The organism is Actinoplanes oblitus (genome assembly GCF_030252345.1).
In the GTDB taxonomy this organism is placed as follows: Bacteria; Actinomycetota; Actinomycetes; order Mycobacteriales; family Micromonosporaceae; genus Actinoplanes; species Actinoplanes oblitus.
Map to the genome: position 1 here is coordinate 4,140,106 of NZ_CP126980.1, position 19,536 is coordinate 4,159,641.

The 19,536-nt window shown below is 68.6% G+C and carries 10 protein-coding genes and 1 pseudogene; 7 read left to right on the plus strand and 4 right to left on the minus strand.

The window, feature by feature from the left end; translation table 11 throughout:
• Nucleotides 1-57: 57 nt before the first annotated feature.
• Nucleotides 58-1,155, minus strand: a complete 1,098-nt coding sequence (locus Actob_RS18650; RefSeq protein WP_284921513.1) for a DUF932 domain-containing protein — start codon at nt 1,153-1,155, stop codon at nt 58-60.
• Between the two features lie 1,132 nt (nt 1,156-2,287).
• On the opposite strand from Actob_RS18650, the gene Actob_RS18655 reads away from it, so the two are divergent.
• The 3 genes and pseudogenes from Actob_RS18655 to Actob_RS18665 all read left to right on the plus strand — a co-directional run.
• Complete coding sequence (locus tag Actob_RS18655) at nt 2,288-2,542, plus strand: hypothetical protein (protein WP_284921515.1); 255 nt, start codon at nt 2,288-2,290, stop codon at nt 2,540-2,542.
• Nucleotides 2,543-2,714: 172 nt separating this feature from the next.
• Nucleotides 2,715-4,424: a hydrogenase maturation protein gene (locus Actob_RS18660; protein ID WP_284921517.1), complete on the plus strand. Its 1,710-nt coding sequence runs from the start codon at nt 2,715-2,717 to the stop codon at nt 4,422-4,424.
• Nucleotides 4,425-4,945: 521 nt separating this feature from the next.
• Nucleotides 4,946-5,305 (plus strand): annotated as a pseudogene (locus tag Actob_RS18665) (transposase); the annotation flags it as partial.
• A 245-nt stretch (nt 5,306-5,550) separates the two neighbouring features.
• On the opposite strand, the gene Actob_RS18670 reads toward Actob_RS18665, so the two are convergent.
• The 3 genes from Actob_RS18670 to Actob_RS18680 all read right to left on the minus strand — a co-directional run bounded on the left by Actob_RS18670 (nt 5,551) and on the right by Actob_RS18680 (nt 8,913).
• Entirely contained in the window at nt 5,551-6,342 is a 792-nt protein-coding gene (locus Actob_RS18670) for a hypothetical protein (protein WP_284921519.1), read from the minus strand.
• Between the two features lie 265 nt (nt 6,343-6,607).
• Entirely contained in the window at nt 6,608-7,849 is a 1,242-nt protein-coding gene (locus Actob_RS18675) for an IS110 family RNA-guided transposase (protein WP_284921521.1), read from the minus strand.
• A 341-nt stretch (nt 7,850-8,190) separates the two neighbouring features.
• A complete protein-coding gene (locus Actob_RS18680) occupies nt 8,191-8,913 on the minus strand; it encodes an AraC-like ligand-binding domain-containing protein (protein ID WP_284921522.1) in 723 nt (240 codons plus the stop codon).
• Nucleotides 8,914-9,179: 266 nt separating this feature from the next.
• Here Actob_RS18680 and Actob_RS18685 point away from each other — a divergent pair, with 266 nt between their 5' ends.
• The 4 genes from Actob_RS18685 to cas3g all read left to right on the plus strand — a co-directional run bounded on the left by Actob_RS18685 (nt 9,180) and on the right by cas3g (nt 17,408).
• The gene (locus Actob_RS18685; protein WP_284921523.1) at nt 9,180-9,953 is read left to right on the plus strand and encodes an STAS domain-containing protein; all 774 of its coding nucleotides are present in this window, start codon (nt 9,180-9,182) and stop codon (nt 9,951-9,953) included.
• An 813-nt stretch (nt 9,954-10,766) separates the two neighbouring features.
• Nucleotides 10,767-11,948 (plus strand): type I-G CRISPR-associated RAMP protein Csb1/Cas7g, encoded by a 1,182-nt coding sequence (gene cas7g / locus Actob_RS18690; RefSeq protein ID WP_284922343.1) that lies wholly within the window; start codon nt 10,767-10,769, stop codon nt 11,946-11,948.
• Between the two features lie 10 nt (nt 11,949-11,958).
• Complete coding sequence (gene csb2, locus Actob_RS18695) at nt 11,959-13,422, plus strand: type I-G CRISPR-associated protein Csb2 (protein ID WP_284921524.1); 1,464 nt, start codon at nt 11,959-11,961, stop codon at nt 13,420-13,422.
• A complete protein-coding gene (gene cas3g / locus Actob_RS18700; RefSeq protein ID WP_284921525.1) occupies nt 13,419-17,408 on the plus strand; it encodes a type I-G CRISPR-associated helicase/endonuclease Cas3g in 3,990 nt (1,329 codons plus the stop codon). Before csb2 ends, cas3g begins: the two co-directional genes overlap by 4 nt.
• The last annotated feature ends 2,128 nt before the right edge of the window (nt 17,409-19,536 follow it).

Consider the following 19,536-nt stretch of genomic DNA (forward strand, 5'->3'; position numbering starts at 1 on the left):
GATGCGGGCCTCGGCAACAGGCAGAGCACGCCGCAGCGGCGTGATGGCGCTCTGGGCTTATACGGCTGCGGCGGCCAGGCGCATGGCCTCGACTGCGGTGTTCTCCATCTGGTAGCCGACATCGGCGTCGTCGACGCTGCGTCCGTAGGACGTGACGGCCTGCATGATGCCGCCCGCGCTCAGATCGGCTCCGCGGATGAAGTGCGCCAGGATGTCACGCTGCTGGTCCTCGGTGTACTTCAGCTTCTGACCCAGCACCTTGAGCGTTTCCTCGGGTCGGGGCACGCTGATCCCGGCGGCTTCCTCGAGATTGCGGACGGCACGGGTGACGAAGTCGATGTCCAGGTAGGCCTTGACCGCGTCCTTGGTTTGCTGCTTGATCACGTCGAGCTCCGCGGCGATCGTTGCCGCTGACGGCTCGATGATGCCGTCGTCGTCGGTGATTCGGCTGCCTAGATGCACACGGCTGAGGACGCCACGGTGGATGCTCATGCCGTTGAGGCACACTTCCACCCGGACGAACGGGTCCAGGCGGTAACGGCCGAAGCCGGTCTCGGAATTGGTGAGCCGGAAACCACCGCAGATGATCGGAAGGTCACTGCCGCGGCGCCCGTCGAACGGCGACCGGTAGTCACGCAACAGCTGCGGAGCCAGTACCTGCAGCTGCGGGCAGATGAACCGGACGTACATGCGCCGGTCGGTCAGGTCGCACGAGGCGACCTCGACGTGCACTCCAGTCTCTCGGATGCCGTCGAGCACCGACAGCAGCGCGTCCAGGTTATCGATCCGCAGATAGCAGTCGGACAGGACCGCCCGGGCGATACCGGTGCTGCTCGTCGGGTGATCGCGCAGACAGCGGATCAAGAATCGCCGGTTGTCGTCGTCGAGCCACCCGTTGATGTTTTCGTCCAGCAGCCGCACGTTCTTTTGAGCCATCCGCCGCAGGTAGGGCAGGGGGATCTTCAGCTTGTCGCCGATGCCGCCTAGAGCGATGTCGTTGAGCGCGTAGACGCCGTCGGTCAGGGTGACGCCGTCGTTGCGCAGCTGGGGTACGGCGCCGGCGATGACGAGGTTGCCGTCGACGGATCGCAGCTTCGCCGAGCTGGCGATGATGTCGTCGGCGCGAGCCTTCTGAGCAGTCAACATCTGCATCATGGATTCGAGGCTGACGTGACGGTTCGGTGCGATGGTCAGTGTCGGCTGAGCCATAGAGAACATGCCCCTTGACGAGCGAGCCGGCCGATGAGCGGGCGGCTGACGGGTTCGCGTTCGCCCGGCGCGGAGCCTGTGGCGTCCGGTGGGGCGAGCGCGTGCTGGCCCGCCAGCACCTGGCCGGCCCGGCAGCCGGGGCGTCAAGGCTGGGAGCGAGAAGATCTCTGGCCGAAGGCCAAGATGTTCTCGCCCGGCCTTGCGCCCGGCCCGGGCCGAGCCATCGTGCCAGGCCAGCACCGCCGTCTCACCTGGCAGCCGCGCGCTGCCCGGCCCGGACTCAGCCGTCGGTACGAATGACCTTTAGCGCTTGTCAGGACATGGGCAACCCGCTGCAGCGCCGGGCATTGTGCGAACGAGGGTGGAGGAGCGGCAGATCGTTTCCGTCGTGCCCGACGGGTCCCTGCCAGCCCTCACTTTGGTATCAGTAGCATTGGTCTTCAAATGTCGGCGAGACAACCAGCGACAACCAGTGACAACTATTTTATCTTCGCGTCCGCTGCAATGCTGAGCGCAGGGACCGAAGCAGTCTTAGCGTCATCTCGCGAGCATAGATAGTAGTGCCGCAGAGGCATTATATTCCGCGCGGCGGAATTTGCTGATGGTCCCTTTCCGTAGCGGCGAAGGGGATTGCCCTTGTGAAGACAGGCTGACCAAACGGCGAAGGTTGGACCCGTTCGACCCTGTATCGGGGCTGCCATCACGGTCGCCTCGGTGGCCAGTACTCACAATCGTCGTGCGTCGGCACAACGAAACCAAATTCCGTACGTAGGCCAAGCGCGGCGACCTGCACCAGCGCAGCACTCGCATGCGACGCGTGCTCGACGCCTGTCTGAGTGAAACATCGTTCCGTTTCTGGCCTATCAAGTTGGCGTCCTCGGCAGTGCAGTCATGCGCGGAGTGCATGTCGATCTACCCCCGGGCGGCATGTGCGCCTCGCTGACTCCCATCACAGATCGGAGCGGAAATGAGACTTGCGAAAAAGGCAACCATCGCGGCAGTAGTGGCCTCGGCCGCAGCTGCTACGGCGATCGTCGGAGGTGTCCCATCGCCGGCGTTCGCTGCCAACACTTCCTGTATGGCTCCGTACTGGTACGGGTGGCACCGTACCTGCACTACGGGAACGATCGAGCCGAATAGCCAGCACAAGATCTGGATCGCCGTCTCGGCCTGCAAGGGCAGTCCGTGGAAGGTCTGGGACACCGGCACCGGCGTGACGATCGCCTCGGGTACCGGCAGCCGCAGCAGCAAGGCGGTCGGCGGCCTGTACGGCCACTACAAGGCCAAACTGACCGAAGCCTGCTGGCGCGACAGTATCGCTTTGGCCAGCTGACCCGAGCTCCAGAAACGGTCTGAAGACCGCAGCGGGCCGGCTGCTGCCCTGCCAGGCAGCAGCCGGCCTGCGGCACACCGATCAACGATCACCCGGCAGGGTGCACGTACCTAGCCAGGGCAGCGCTATGTCCTTCTTCACCGCAGTTGTCTCAGCATTTCACGGAGGAACCGTGCGCATTTTGCTGCTGGTCACCGCCTTCAACGGGTTCAGTCAGCGTGTCTGGTGTGCGTTGCGGGCTGGCGGGCACGACGTCGGCGTGCATGTCGCTGGCGGTGCCTCCGACATCATCACCGGAGTCCGCAACGCGAATCCGGATCTGATCGTGGCCCCGTATCTGACCAAACGAGTGCCGGCGCAGGTGTGGCAGCACTGGCCGACAGTGATCATCCACCCCGGGCCGGTGGGCGACCGCGGCCCGTCGTCGCTGGATTGGGCCATCAGCGATGGCGTGGCCCGCTGGGGAGTCACCGCCCTGCAGGCCGTCGAGGAAATGGACGCCGGGCCGATCTGGGCCACTCGCACGTTCGCCATGCCGGGTGTTGCCCGACGCAAGTCGGCCCTGTACGCCGGACCGGTCGCCGACGCCGCCTTACAGTGCATCGTCGAGGTTGTCGCCAAGGCCGAGGATCCGTCGTTCACGCCGGTGTGGTCGGACCGGATGCCGGTGGAGGTGCCGGGTGCCCGAGCCCGGCCGTCGATGCGGCAAGCGGACCGGGCGATCGACTGGGCCGGGCCAGGCGATCAGATCGTGCGGCGCATCCGCGCCGCCGACGGCGCACCTGGAGTGTTGACCGAGGTGGCCGGGCTGCCGGTGTACGCCTACGACGCTCACCCCGGCACGATCCGCGGTGGCCGGCCCGGCCAGGTCCTGTTACGCCGCGAAGGCGCCGTCCTGGTCGCTGCAGGCGACGGCAGCGTCTGGCTCGGCCACCTACGCCGGGCCACAGATGACTCAGCGTCGCCGACGATCAAACTGCCCGCTGTGTCCGTCCTCGGTTCGCGGGTTCACGGGGTAGCACACGCGTCCGGGCGATCGGGGCGGGCGCCGCAGGCGGCCTGCGGATACGGGCAGATCCGGTACCGGCGGGCCGGCCCGGTCGGATGGCTGCACTTCGACTTCTACAACGGCGCCATGGCAGCGGGACACTGCCGGCGGCTGCTGGCCGGGCTGCGGCACGCGACGGAGCAGGACACCCGCGTGGTCGTGGTGTGCAGCGGCACGGAAACGTTCAGCAACGGCATCCACCTCAACGTCATCGACGCCGCCACCGATCCGGCGGCCGAAGGGTGGGCGAATGTCCGGGCGATCAACGAGGTGTGCCGGGAACTCATCAGCTGCACACGGCAAACCGTCATCGCTGCCTACAACGGCTCGGCCGGGGCAGGCGGGGTGATGCTCGGGCTCGGCGCCGACATCGTCGCCGCCTGCAACGGAATCGTCCTCAACCCGTACTACACCATGGGCTTGTTCGGCTCCGAGCTGCACACCTATACGTTGCCGGCCTGGGTCGGCGCCGAACGGGCAGCGCGGCTGCTGGCCGACCAAGTCCCGGTGGACGCCGATCAGGCGTTGCGCATCGGTCTGGTCGACGAGGTCGGGCCTCGGGATCCTGACACCTTCCAGGAGTGGCTGATGTCCTTGGCCATCGAGGAGACGGACTCGGCGTTGGTTCGGGCCCGAGTCGACGCGAAACAGCGCCGCCTTGGCGCAGTACCTCCGCTGGGTGTGTATGAGGCTCGTGAGCTGGCGGAGATGAGTCGCGACCTGTTCGACGATCGGTCTGGTTTCGCTGCCGCCCGCCGAAACTTCGTGGGAAAGGCGGGCGCCGAAATTGCTGGCGGACTACGGCTGCGACCGACCTCCGCCGTGCCGGCATGACGAGCGGGGTGATCCGCCGGCATTACTTGCCGTTGGTGACAGTAGGGATCGTGGCGCAGTCTTGGCTGCCGTCGGCGCCCAAGGCCATGATCCTGTGCGCTCGTATTGCCCAAGCCGCACGCCCAAGCCGCACTGAAGGACCACGCTGAAGTAGCAGGCTCGGCCACGGCCCTGTGTTTGACGGCTGCGGCCGAACGTGCGGCCACTGGTGAAAGCGTAGTCCGTCAGCCGCTCAAGCAGCCGCACACCGATACGCGCTCAAAGCGTAGAGGCCCTGTCCGGGCTCGCACAAAAGATCACGTTCGGGTGAATTAGCGGACCTGCCGAAGATCAAGAGTGGTTGCTTCCCGCCGTGGCGGTAATGTCGATGCCGGTAGTTTGCGCCTGCCGGATCGAGTTGCCGTAGCCCGCGCCTATGGCAATGACGAAGACAAAGGTTCTCGGAATCGCGCATCAGAGCACGCCATGGTCCTTGGTCACCTGGGCGGAGCGGCGCGGGACGTTTCGCCGGAGGGCGAACGATGACTAAGAACCGGAAGCAGGGCTGTGCTCGAGCCGTTGCTGCCAGGGGAACAGGTCGTGATGGGCCGCGCAGATGGACATTGAGCTTGATCATCGACGGGATCCGGTGGCGGGCGCGGATCGGCTCACCGTGGCGGGATGTGCCCGCGGTGTATCCGCCGTGGCCGACGCTGTATCGATGGTTTCGCCGATGGCAGCGCGACGGGATCTGGGCACAGATCCTCGACTCGTTGCAGGCCCTGGCAGGCGCGGCCGGATTGATCGGTTGGACGGTAAGCGTGGACTCCACCATCAGCCGCGCCCATCAGCACGCGGCCGGCGCTCGCCGCGACGGCGGCAAGCAGAAGGAGCCGCCGGGGGCACGGCGAGCTTGTCATACCTGGTAGCCACGGCCCGGTGCTGTTTGAGCTGGTTGATGCCGCACTCCACCTCGGTGGGCTGCGCAGGCAAATTGCCGCGCAGCTGACCGCGTCCCGCGCGCGTTCGCCGTTCGCACGGCGTAACGGAGCGGTGCTGCACCATCACGACTGCTGACAGCGCGGCCGGCCTCCGAAGACACGCTGTTCAGGCTGACCCACTCCTGCCACCACCGATCCGCTAGCCGCTACCGCGGCGGGTTGGCTGCGACGACTACGCGTTCTTTCCAGGCATTGCGTACGGCGAGCAACTCCGTGCGGTGTTTCGCCTTCCAGGCGTCGAGCCGCTCGTCGAGCAGCCTCATGGCAGCGGTGTAGGCCGGACGCCGGCAGTCGACGTCAGCGGCGAAAACGGCCTTCATCTTCGCCAACCCGCGCCGCCAGGATGCGCTGCCAGGCTCGCCCTGAAGCCGCGGTGCGAACAGAAAGTCGGAACGGTCCGCGCCGACGACGTAGCCGTGGCGGACCTTCATGCAGCGGTCATAGCCCTGCCACGCCTTGACGACAGCGTCGTTGCGGTAGATCGGTTCCAGGAGGTCTTCGAGTTCGGCAAGCTGGTAAGCGCCGGCAGGCGGGTCGATGTCGAGGTAGTTGCGATGCTCGAACGGGGCCGTGCAGCCGTTGAAGACGTCGACGTCCTCGGGCTTGAGGGCCGGCTCGGTGATGCCCGCGCGGCGCAGGCGTACCCCGGCGTACTCGTTGAGCTCGAACCGGCGCGTGCCGGCCGTCAGGGAGTCGATGATCGCGGCCCTGCCGTTGCCGTAGCCGAGGTCGGCGTCGGTGAAGTCCTGGTAGAAATCAACGAACGGCAGCGGGGCATACGGGCGCCCGTGGGCACGCATGCAGTCAGCGACACCGCCTTCGACACGGCGGTAGTTCAACACCTCGGTGGCCCGCAACTCCTCCAGGTTTCCGGTGATGCTCAGCGACACCGCGTCCAGGCGTGCGGCCGCCGCCGCCAGGTCGAACCCTGATGTCACGCGCGGGGGCGGCGCGGCCGCGGACGAACCTCCGCCCGCTAGCACCGCTATCCACGACACCACCGCCAACCATCGCCGCTTCACGATGACCCAACGACCAGGGCCCGGCACCGGTCGCGTTGCTCCGTGGGCGCAGCGGGATGCGCTGTTCGCGGCGATGACCTGGGATCGGGGCCGGGCGGCGCTTTCGGGGCGTACGTATCCGAGGGGCGGGCGCTTCAGTCGGTGGTCAGGCCAGCGGTGGGGGGTGTCCCTATGGTTTTCGTCAAGCGGCGAGGGCGTGGTCTGTGGGTCGGGCCTGGTAGTGCTGTCGGTCGCGGAGCATGGCGAACAGGACATCGACGCGGCGGCGTGCGAGGCAGATGAGGGCGGCGTTGTGCCGTTTGCCGGCGGCGCGTTTGCGGTCGTAGTAGGCCCGTGACGGCGGATGCGCGAGGCTGGCGAAGGCGGCGAGGAAGAACGCGCGTTTCAGCTGTTTGTTGCCGCCTTTGGGTGGGTGTTCGCCGCGGATGCTGGTGCCGGAGCGGCGGGTGACCGGGGCCAGGCCGGCGTAGGCCGCGAGGTGTCCTGAGGTCGCGAAGGCGGTGCCGTCACCGACTTCGAGCAGAATCCGGGCTGCGGTCCTGACCCCGATGCCTGGCATCGATGTCAGGACCTCGGCAAGAGGGTGCGCATCAAGCATCTCCTCGACCCCGGCGGCCACCTCGTCACGTTGCTGGAGCACCTCGCGCAGGCTGTCGGCCAATTTCGGCAGGATCTTCTCCGCCGCTGCGGTGCCGGGGACGGTCACGGTCTGCTCGTCGAGAGCGGTGAAAATCTGCTCGACGAGGCGTTCGCCCATCCTCGGGGCTTTCGGGCGGACGATCTCGACGAGTTTCGCCCGGCCAGCGCGGCGCAGTCCGGCAGGTCCGCCGCAACGCGACAGCAGTTCCAGAACGGCTTTGTGCTGGGCTTTCGGGCCCAGCACGCGTTCGAGTGCGGGATGGATCTGGGTGAGCAGGCCCCGGATGCGGTTGCTGAGGCGGGTGGCTTCCCCGGCGAGGTCGTCGTCGAAGCCGACCAGGACTTCCAGTTCAGCGAGGGTGTCGTCACCGACGTCGACCCTGCGCAGTGTGTGGGGCAGGGTGCGGGCGGCGTCCGCGATCACGAACGCGTCGCGGGCGTCGGTCTTCGCACGGCCGGGATGCAGGTCCGCGATGCGGCGCATGGCCAGGCCGGGCAAGTAGGCGACCTGATGGCCCGCAGTTCGGGCGACCGCGACGGGCAGAGCTCCGATCGAGGCCGGCTGGTCAACGACGACCAGCACCGCACCGTGCTTGACGAGCTTGTCGAACAGCTGCCGCAACCGGGCCTCGGTATTCACCAGAGGAGCGTCATACAGACGCTTGCCGTCACGGTTCAGGGCGACGGCGTGGTGACCGTCCTTGCCCACGTCCAAACCGAGAAACACCTGGTAGCCGTCGTGCACATCGCCTCCCCGCGACCGCAGCGCGTTCCCGGTCGCCATGTCCGGCGTCGACTGCCGGCAGCCACGTTACGAAGAGACCAACCCGACCTGGCGGGTGGTCATGTCCCTTATCAGCGGTCCGTCGACGCCACCCGGTCCGGTGACAACACCCCCCCGGATCATGCGTACGACAGGGGCGGTAAGTCATGCCGGACCAGGCGACCGAGCGTCCCCAACGGGGACCTGAAAACGGTAACGGGGCGGGCCCTGCTGGGCGATGGTCGGCGAGGATCCGGTGCTCCGCACCGCGTACCACGCCTGGGCCCAGCGTTGGCCGGCCGGCGGCGAACATGGGCCCACGTCCACGCCCACGCCGCCGATGGGCATAGCCCGATCTTGTGTTAGTTCCGTGGGTTGAATTCACCTGCCGGTCCGTGGCAATAGTCGAGGCTGGTGTTGGGAAAGACCGCGAGTGCGGTGGCCGCGAGCAGGTGTCGTGTCTGCGCCACGATCAGGGGGTTCTGCATCAGGCAGGTGTCGTAGAGCATGGTGGTCGTGGCATGGGAGACGGTCTGTGACCAGTGCCGCCCGAGACGTGCACTGATCGGCCGTGCGCTGTCGAAGCGCAGGTCGGCGCCGTGGATGCCGGTCTGGGCGTGCGCGACGTCTTCGAGCAGTGCGCGCGGTAGCCGTACCGTGAACAGGTCGACGTCGGCGAAGTCGAAGTCCTGCCGGCGGCCTGGGGTGACTGCGTAGCTGTCGCCGGGCCCGAAATGCCGTGTGTTCTTTCCGTGGCTGAGGGCGTTCCGGCCGCGGACCAGGTGAGTGATGTTCACGTCGCCGTCCGGCTCGGCGGCGATACGGGTATGGGGAAAGACCCGCAGCCGGGTCAGGCGGATGTCGTCGAGCCGGGTCACGGCCGCCAGGAGCCGGGGTGAACCGGGATTCCGCTCCGAGAACAGCTCCCTGACCTCGAAGAAGGCCTGCCGGACGAAGTTGTAGGTCTCGTCGATGTTGGAAATCGCGAAGTGCTGCCAGTGCGGGCCGGAGTAGACCGAGGAAGCTGTCACCTGCTTCACCTGCCGATGCGGACCTTGGCCATGCCTGAACGCAGCCGATCCCAAAAACGTACTGTCTTCGCGCTGGGCGTCGCCTGCGGACCTTGTGGCTGGTGCCCGCGCGGTAACGCGGTTATGCAGTAAGGACCGGCGATTGTGCTGCTGCGGGGCAGTGTGGGGCACGGCCATCCCGGGACGTGTTCACCTCCTGGAGCGAGCTGTCGTGCACTGCGGTAGCGCCGACTAATGGCCACCGTGGCCCCGCCCAAAGAGTAGGAGTGCGTGATGAACGAATGGTCGGTTGATCAGCAGCCCGGGCCGCCCTCCGAGCGATGACCGTGGCCACGCTGCATCGCAGCGACGCACTCATCATCCGGGTCGTCGGCGACCTGGTCGGGGATACCAGGAAGGAGTGGGACCCGCTGGTAGCGGCTCTACCTCCGGGTATCCGGCGTGTGGTGGTGGATATGGCCGATGCTGACTTCATGGATGGCGCGGGCCTACGTGCTCTGCTGCACGCCCGACACGCCTGCGTCAGCCTCGGTGTCACCTTCACAGTGCAAAACCCCGGCATGTCTGCGCGCTATCTGATGGAACTGACCGGAACGACCGACCTACTACTGCCCACCGACTTGCCCGAGGATCCCGCCGAGAGTCAACGACCCACCGAGCGTGAAGCAGGCACGGGCCGAGACGCGAGGTGCCCGGCGCCTTCCGGGCGCCCTCTGGCCTTGACGTCGGTGAACACATGGGCCGGGCAACGTACCGATATCGAGCAGGACTTGCGCTGTGGTGTCGTGCTCGATGTGACCAACCAATCGACCGACTACTGCCCGATCCGGACTCAACCTCATACGGTCGCAAGGAGGGCTGTCGGCCTTGACCGACGGCAGCGCCGGAGTACTGACCCGGATCTGGGAGCCGATCGGGATGTCACAAGGAGGGTCGCCGGCTTTGACCGACGGCAGCTTGCCGGTCTGGTTTTCCTCGGTGGCGAAGATCCGGATGTCGCAAGGAGGGCCGCTGACTTTGACCGACGGCAGCCTCGGCGCTGGTGCAGAACCTCGCCAGCCCGTTCGGGTCGCAGGGAGGGCCGCCGGCTTTGACCGACGGCAGCGCTTTCTGAACTGGGATGATGGCTTCTGGTTGCCTGCCGCAGGCCCCGGCCTTGCGGTGACGGTATCGACTTTGCCCAGATTTCGGTCGGGAATCTCTCCCGTTGTCGGGTCGAGCTTGAGGTTCCGCAGTCCGTTTTTCTGATCTTCAGTCGTCAAAGAATCGCCATGGCGAACGTGGTCATCTTATTGATGCCTGCTATTGCCGGTTGGCGTGGATGCGGTGATGGGTCAGGATACCGGCGGGCCTGCCCCTTTGTGCAGTGAGCCGGTGGCGGCTTCGGCCGGGCGGCGCCGGCCGAGGCGTTGTTCGAGGTGCGACAGGCGGGCGATGACGGCGGCCTGTCGCGCAACGATGGCGGGTTGCTCGGCATTCGCCAGTCGCGCGATGGTCCCTTGCTGCTCCGATCTTTAAAGTCCAGCTGGCGGCATCTAATGCACTCTGGCGCGGTGTCCGCTTGGGGTGGTCTGTGCCTCCACGTCGCGCGTCGCTCATACGCGTGGTTCTGGATTCCGCTTGAAGCGCCAGCATGTCCGCGCGCCTCTTCTTCATACGATCGGGTGATTTTTCGGCTGCTCTGCTGTGTGGTCTAGCCGCCGTGATTTCTCCGGTGCTGGCGCGCTGTCGTTTCTGACCTGCGCATTGCCTGGCCCGGGGGAGTTGCGGCTCTCATCTGTCGTCTGGGCATGTGGGTGATCTCGTCGTTCGGCCCTGCTGGTGGGTTGTAGGAAGTGTCGTACCCCGGCGGTAAACCATCAGCAGTCCTCGGTTTAGAGGATCGGGTCGATGCAGCGGAGGTTGGGATGACGGACGTGGCGGAGCGGTTGATCACGGCACTGGGTGAGGACAGCGCTGACACGGGCATCGTGTTCAGTGCGGTTTATCAGCCTGTTGGCGGGCCGGGTGGGACGGTGATGCCGCCAACGTTTCCGACCTCCGAGGAGCAGCGGATCGCTGCTCGGCGAGAGGGGAGGTTTCCGCGACCGTACCTGTTCGAGGAACGGTGGGTGGACGGGACGCGTCGCAGCACCGTGGTAGTGGATCAGGTTCCGTCGCAGGCGAACCGGGTGGAGGAGGCTTTGCTGGATGCTCGTGACTGTGGCCGGTTGCCTCTGCCGTTGTTCGAGCTGGAGGTTAAGGAACACGGCGTCCGGTTGACCTCTTTGGATTTTCCGCACCGGTTCGCCGATGCGTATCTGCGTGACAGCGAGGTCGGCGGGGTCCGGTTCGACAAGAGTGAGGTCGGGCGGGCGCTGCGCTCGGCGACGGCAGCCGATGTGCGGCCGTTGTTCGAACGGGAGCCGTATTCGTTGGTGTTCGGCGCGTGGGACTCACACCGTAAGGGCCGGCCGTTGAAGCTGCCCCGGATCTACACCTCGTCGATGTTCGGACTGGAGCCGCTGGACGGTGGTCGGCAGGCCGGAAAGCTGGATCCGGTCAACCTCAGCGGTGCGATCGACGACAAGGCGAAGGCGGAGAGTGACTGGCGGTTCCTGCCGGAGGGTGCGAAACGCACCGGTGGGCGCTTGTCGGAGATCGGGCACGGCAACATCGCGCCGAATCCGGGGCACGGCGGGGTGACGGTGGACGAGATCCGCCGCCGCGGGTGGGTGTCGTTCGCCGGGTTGCGGCGGCTGCGGTTCGGTGACGTGTCGCCGGAGGCGGCGCTGTTGGGCCGGGCGACGCTGGCGGCGCTGGCGCTGGCCGGGGATCGGCTGGCGTTCGGGCGGGCGTCAGTGTGGCTGCGCTCGGGCTGCGACCTGACCCGGATCAGTGACGAGGTGGGCATCGAGCAGGCGGGTGGTCAAGTCGAAGCGTTGGCGGTGACGGCGGCCGACGCGGTCGCCGCGTTCGTCGCCTTGCGGGAGCGGGCCGCGACGGCGGGTCTGCCGATGGCCGGCGATGTGGTGCCGGTGACGCCGACCCCGCAGTTGGCGGCGGCGATCCGGTACGCGGTCACGCAGGCTGTCGGGGACGGGGAGTGAGCTCGTGGCGGTGAGTATCCTCGTCCGGCTGCGCGAGGGCCGGTACGACGCCGCGGTCGGTGGAGACCAGATGGAGTGGCCGCCGCATCCTGCCAGGTTGTTCTGTGCGCTGGTCGCTTCGGCCGAGCACGACCCGGCGAGGGACGGATTCGTGGCTGACACGGCGGCGTTGCGGTGGCTGGAGCAGGCCGGGCCGCCGGTGCTCTGGGCGGCTGACGCCGTGCCGTCACAACGGTTCGGGTACGCGGTCACTAACAGCACCAACACCAAGAAGTACGACGCTGGCAGTCAGTTCTGGCCGGGCCGGACCGCTCGGGCGTCGCGGCGGGCCGGGGCGCTGCCTGCCGACGACGCGGTGCTGTTCGCCTGGCCGGACGCGACCGCCGAGGACGCGGTGCTGTGGCGGCTGTCGCGGTTGGCCCGGCGGGTGCCGTATCTGGGCCGGTCGACGTCGACGGTGCAGATCGAGGTCGGCGATGAGCAGGTGGCGGCTAGGCCGGCGTGGACGGCGTATCGGCCGGTGCCGTTGGGCACCGCCGGGTCGGTGCTGCTGCGGGTGCCGTACCCGGGGTACCTCGACGATCTGCGGGCGCTGTACCAGGCGGGTCAGGACTCGTGGGAGATTTCCCGCCCGGCCGCGTATGCCCCCGACGGTGCTGCCCCGCTCGGGCCGGTGGCGCGCCCGTTCCCCGAGCTGGCGGTGTTTCCCCTGCAGCGTGGGGTGCCGGTCAGCGGCAATGGTTTCCTCACAGTCACCGAGGTACTGCGCAAGACGGTGCTCAGCCGGGTCGCGGACCCGGTGCCGCCGCAGGTGAGCGGGCACGGCGCCGACGACAGCCGGCACGTGGCGTTCCTGCCGCTGCTGGACGTCGGGCACCGACACGCTCGCGGTCATCTGCTCGGGGTGGCGGTGGCGATCCCGTCGGACATGCCCGAGCCGGACCGGCTGGCGGTGGTGCGCGGCCTGTACGCCTCGACTGATCCCGGCGGGCAGGACGGTTCGGCGGCCGCCGGTGGCCAGCCCGGCCCCATCCGGCAGCTGCGGCTCGGTAGTGCCGGGTTGCTCCGGCTGGCCGACCCGCTCGACGAGGACACCGACCCGGCGTCGCCGCCGACGTGGGGGTTGCAGCCGCGACGCTGGTCCGGCCCGAAAGGCGGGGCGCGGCGGTGGGTGACGGTCACACCGGTGATGCTGGACCGGTACCCCAGCCGACAGGACGTCGTCGAGGATCTGCTGGCCGCCTCGTTCGTGCGGGCCGGCTATCCGGAACCGGAGACCGTGACGGTGGTGGAGGCGCCGCTGCCGCGAGGCGCCATAACGCGCCCGCGCCGCGGCACGATGCCGCAGAAGTGGGGGCGCCGGCCGCTGCTGCATTGCCACGTGTCGTTCCCGCAGCCGGTGCAGGGCCCGGTGATCGCCGGAGCATTGCGCTACCTGGGCTGTGGCCTGCTGCTGCCGGAGGCAACCACATGATCACCATCGGCCACTTCCAGCGGTTCGTCAACGAGGTGCACGGCCCGATTCTCGCCGGCGGCCAGCAGACGCCCCGCCAGCCGTTTCCGTGGCAGACCGCCCTGCTGGAGCGGGTGCTGGCCGACGGGTGGCCGGCGACGATCGACGTGCCGACCGGGCTGGGCAAGACCTCGGTGCTCGACGTGGCGGTGTTCGCCGCCGCGCTGCGCCCCGAACTGGCGCCCCGCCGGATGTTCTTCGTCGTGGACCGGCGCCTGGTGGTCGATGAGGCGTTCGATCACGCACAGCGCCTCCAGGCGGCCCTCACCCAAGCCCTGACTGGCGACAGCAACCCCGTCTCCCGCACGGTGGCGACTGCCCTGCTCGCCCACGCGAGCCTGGCGCCGCTACCAGACACCAACGAGACCCCGCCTTCGTCCGAGGTTCGGGAGATGCCGCAGCCGCTGACGGTGACCCGGATGCGCGGCGGAACCACATGGGACCGGTTGTGGGTGCAGCGCCCTGACCAATTCGCGGTCATCACCGGCACCGTCGACCAGATCGGCAGCCGGCTGCTGTTTCGCGGCTACGGCGTCAGCGAGCACACTCGCAGCATCGACGCCGCCCTGGTCGGCGCGGACAGTCTGATCGTCGTCGACGAGGCGCACCTGGCCGAGGCGTTCCACACCACCCTGACCGCCGCGGTGTCGATGGACACGTCGCCGCTGGCGCGCCCTCCTGTCGTGGTCGCCATGTCCGCCACCACGAAGCCCGGGCCTGTGCCTGCGCACACCATCACCGGCGCCGACGAAGACAACCAGACGGCGGCGGTGCGTCTGAACGCAGGCAAGCTGCTGCGGCTCGTACAGGTCACCGGGACCAAAAAGAAGACCACCCAGGAGATGCCCCGCGCGATGGCCAGCCTGGCGGCCCGGCTGACCGACCGCGGAGTGGTCGGGGTCGTCTGCAACACCGTCGGCCGGGCCCGCGCGGTGTTCACCCACCTCTCCGGCGGTGAGGCCGAGACGGTGCTACTGACTGGCCGCAGCCGCCCCATCGACCGGGACAGGCTGCTGGCCCGCTACTACGACCGCATCCGCGTCGGCCGCGACCGGACCAGCACCCGGCCACTGATCGTGGTGGCCACCCAGACCATCGAGGTCGGCGCCAACATCGACTTCGATGCCGCCGTGATCGAATCGACCGCGCTGCCCGCGCTGATCCAACGCCTCGGCCGGCTGAACCGGCTCGGTGAACTAGCCACCGCGCCCGCCTACCTGGTGCATGACGCCAACACGGATACCGACGACCCGATCTACGGGCCAGCCCTGACGGCGACCTGGCACTGGCTGACCCGCCTGGTCCCCGCCGGCACCCCGGCCGACCCGGACGGGCCCGGCCTCGGCGGTTCCCCCGCCCAGCTACGCCAGCTGCAAGCTCAAGCCCCGGCCGAAGCCTGCGCGGTGCCGGCCTCGCTGGTGCCGGTCCTGCACACCGCCACCCTCGACGCGTGGACACGCACCAGCCCGGAGCCGCTGCCGGCCACCCCCGTCGCCCCGTTCCTGCACGGCCTCAACAGCGACCCGGCCCCGGTCACCGTGCTGTGGCGTGCCGCCCTGCCCAGCGACCAACCGCACCGCTGGCCGGTGGTAGTGGACACCGTTCCGCCCGCTGCGGACGAGACCATCGACATCCCGCTGCGTCAGGTCCGCCGCTGGCTGCTCGGCCAGCCGCCCACCGAACTCGCCGACCTCGACACCCTCACGACCAGCGCCGACCCAACACCCGCCGCCGGCGCGCTATCCACCACGGTGTTCCGGGCCCGCGACCGCACCGGGCAGCCGCTGGTGCTGCGCTACCGCGGCCGCGACGACAGCCAGCTCATCCCCGCCAGCCAGATCCGGCCCGGGGACACCATCGTGGTCCCCGGCGAGTACGGCGGCTGCGACGACTACGGCTGGAACCCCGGCAGCACCACCCCCGTCACCGACCTCGCCGACCTGGCCCACCGCCGCGACCGCACCGTGCTGCGCATCGGCCCCCACCTACGCGACCTGCTGCCCGCCGACCCCACGGCCCACGACCGCCTGGACCAACTCCTGCAGTACACCAGCGACGACCACGACGCCGGCCAACCGGCCGGCTACCCCCCACTGCTGGCCGCCCTCGCCACAGCCCTAGACGACCAGCATCCGCTGCGGCGGGTCCTCGACGACCTGCTCGCCCAGCAGCCACTGTCGGTCGCCTCCACCCAGCAAGCCGACACCGACGGCCGCGCCACCTGGCAGCCCGCCTTCCCCGTCGTGCTCACCGCACGCCGAGCCTGGCACGCCGACGAGCAGTCCGAGGCCGCCACCTCGGCCAGCGCCTACCCCGGCCGCCGCATCACCCTCGACGACCATGAACGCGCGGTCGCTATCCGCGCCCAGCAGATCGCCACCAACCTGCGCCTGCCCATCCCTGTCATCGCCACGATCACCTGGGCCGGCCGCTGGCACGACGAAGGCAAACGCGACCCCCGCTTCCAAGCCATGCTGCACGGCGGCAACCGCCGCCTCGCCGACATCGCCACCCAGCCCCTGGCCAAGTCCGGCATCAACCCGACCAACCGCACCGCCGCCAACCGCGCCCGCGACGAAGCCGGCTACCCCACCGGCATGCGCCACGAGGCACTCTCCGCCGCACTGGTCGCCCAGCGGCTGGCCCACCACGGCGCCCCCGGCGGCATCGACCCCGATCTGCTACTGCACCTGATCGCCGCCCACCACGGCCGCAATCGGCCGCTGCTGCCCCCGATCGTCGAGTCCGCACCGACCAAGGTCACCGCCTGGGGATTACCCCCGGTCGACACCACCGACACCGTCGACCCGGCCGCCCCCGCCCGCTTCGCCGCCCTCAACCACCGCTACGGGCGGTGGGGCCTAGCCCTGTGCGAAGCCGTCCTCCGGCTCGCCGACATCTGGTGCTCCGCCCGCGACGAACAGACCACCATCGAACCCGCCAGCCCGGCGACACCGGACATCCCGCCCGCAGCGCGCCGACCCCTCGCGACCCGGCCGCTCGACCTGCCCGCCCTCAACGGCCTCGACCCGCTCGGCTTCCTCGCCGCCCTCGGCCTGCTCCGGCTGCTGCACGACCACACCGGCCAGCCGGTCCGGCTCAGTTTCGACCGGCACACCGCCAATGCCCGACTGCACAGCAGCCTCGACAGCCTCGACGCCCTCACCACCATGCTCGTGACGATCGTCGACAGCATTCCAGGCGACGGTGTCATCCCCACCGTCCCTGCCGCATTCCCCCTCGGCAAAGACGGGGTCGGCCGCGACCCCATGCGCATCCCCCGCGACGACTACCGGCAATGGGCACAACAGATCCTCGGCGCCAACCCCAGCGCCGCGCACTGCCGCTGGCTCGCAGCCCTAGTCACCGACCTCGCCACCGACGCGGAAGGCCGCGCCGCCCTCACCCCATTCACCGCCCCAGCCGGCCAGCAAAGCCTGCGCTCCTTCTTCCACAAACCCATCACCGAAGTCCGCAAAACACCCACCCACCTCCTGCACGAAGCCCTCACCCGATGGCGGCGAATCGACGGCTACACCGGCGAATACTTCGACCACCGCGCCCCCCGCGGCGGAGCCGACCACCCCAGCGGCAAAGCCGGCACCGCCGGCGTCCCCGGCGCCACCTGGCTCGCCATCATGGCCCTACCGGCACTGCGACTCACCGGCGACGGCACCCGACCCCACGCCACCCTCTGGCACACCCCCACCAACCGACCGATCATGACCTGGCCCATCTGGCGACACCCCCTCGACCTGCACGCCATCCAAGCCCTACTCGAACACCCCGCCCTAGCCCCCACCGACACGAACGGCACCCCCACCGTCTCACGTTCCGCCTGGACACCACTCGGGGTCTTCGCCGCCGGCAGCGCCGTCCGCCAACCCACCGAAGGAGGCAAATCCGCCGGCACCCTCACCCCGCACCGCATCCACACCGAGCCATAGCAACATGCATCAATAGGACGACCGTTCATACACAGCCGTTCCTTGACAACTGAAGACCAGAAAGAGAAACCCAGGAACCTCAAGCTCGACCCGATAACCAGGGAGGTTCCCGACCAAAAACCGAGACAAAACCGGCAGCGTCGCCGCAAGGTCTGCCCGCGGCAGACAAACCAGAAGACAACATCCCAGCTCAGAAAGCCCTGCCGCCGGCCTCCGTCGGCGGCCCTCCTTGCGACCTCGGGGCGGCGTTCGCCGAGAGCGGTCTCAAGGTCACCTGCCGCCGGTCTCCGTCGGCGGCCCTCCTTGCGACAAGCAGATGCTGCTGATGCTGCAGTCGCCGTCCGACCTGCTGCAGTCGCCGTCCGACCTGCCGCCGGTCTCCGTCGGCGGCCCTCCTTGCGACAGCTCGATGTTGTACTTCTCGCGGTACTTGTCGACCTGCCGCCGGTCTCCGTCGGCGGCCCTCCTTGCGACCACTGCGCGAGGATCGCGTGGACCATCTCTCGACCGCCTGCCGCCGGTCTCCGCCGGCGGCCCTCCTTGCGACGTCGCGGTCGTCCAGCCGGTCTGCGCGACCTGCTGCACGTGCCGCCGGTCTCCGCCGGCGGCCCTCCTTGCGACTTGGACTGGGGCCAGTGGGTTGCCGAATGCCCCCAACCTGCCGCCGGTCTCCGTCGGCGGCCCTCCTTGCGACGCGCTGCACGAGTGGTGCACCGCTCTCGCCGGCTCCCTTCCGCCGCTCTCCGTCGGCGGCCCTCCTTGCGACAGCCTGCTGGTCACCACCACCGTGGCCAGTCTCGACCCTGCCGCCGGTCTCCGCCGACGGCCCTCCTTGCGACTCGCCGACACCGTGAGTACGTCCCGGGTCGGCGTCGGCCTGCCGCCGGTCTCCGTCGGCGGCCCTCCTTGCGACTGGTCAGGGTGCTCCACACGCCGGCTGTCCAGCTCGACGCCTGCCGCCGGTCTCCGTCGGCGGCCCTCCTTGCGACAGCCCTCGCAGCCAGGTCAGCATCGTCCGGTGCGGACCGCTCTGCCGCCGATCTCCGCCGGCGGCCCTCCTTGCGACGTGACCACGGCCGCGAACACGATCGCCGAGCGGATCCCCTGCCGCCGGTCTCCGCCAGCGGCCCTCCTTGTGACTCATGCTCAGCGGTCGCACCATTAGAGATCGTGTCCCGGCCTGCCGCCGGCCTCCGCCGGTGGCCCTCCTTGCGACGGTGTCGCGCAGATGTTGACCGCGAACACGACCGGGCCTGCCCCCGCTCTCCGTCGGCGGCCTCCTCGCGACTCGCCGTCGTTGGATCTCTCGCGCAGCCGTTGCTCGACCTGTCGCCGGTCTCCGCTGGCGGCCCCCCTTGCGACATCACCATGGGGAGGCTCGATCGATGATCGGCAACACCGCCTGCCGCCGCTCTCCGCCGGCGGCCATCCTTGCGACTCCGCCATCCAACGGAGAACAGGGTTGCCCCCGTGGAACCTGCCGCCAGTCCCGCTGGCGGCCCTGGCGACGAGATGACCTCCAGCTACCTGCACGTCGCTGTCTACCTGCCGCCGGTCTCTGCCAGCGGCCCTCCTTACGACCGGCTGTGGGACGGCCGGTGCCGGCACGTCGCCGCCACCTGCCGCCGGTCTCCGCCGCCGGCCATCCTTGCGACTTTTCGATTGAACAGATGCGGGATGAACCTAAAGACCTGCCGCCGCTCTCCGCCGGCGGCCATCCTTGCGACCTGGATCAGTGGGCTTCGTTGATGCAGTCGCTGGCCACCTGCCGTCGGTTTCCGCCGGCGGCCCTCCTTGCGACACTAAGGCGCTCGAAGAGCTGATATGGCGCCGGCCGGCATGACGAGCTCGCCGGTCGCTCCGTGGTCGCTCGGATGTCCCACCACCTGGCCGGACGCAGGGGAACGGGGCCGGATTCTGCCTTGGCCATTGGCTGTGGGCTCATCTTCGATTACTCGGACGGGCCAGGGCGTTGCCGGATGGGGCTGGACTGCGCGACTACTAGGTCCGATTTTTATAATTGGCTGAAGACTACTTGCGAGCGTTCTTTGACAACCGAGTGTGTTCTAGACCGGTCGGGATGGGAACCTTGCAGTTCGCCCGGCGACCTGCCCTCGTTGCGACATCC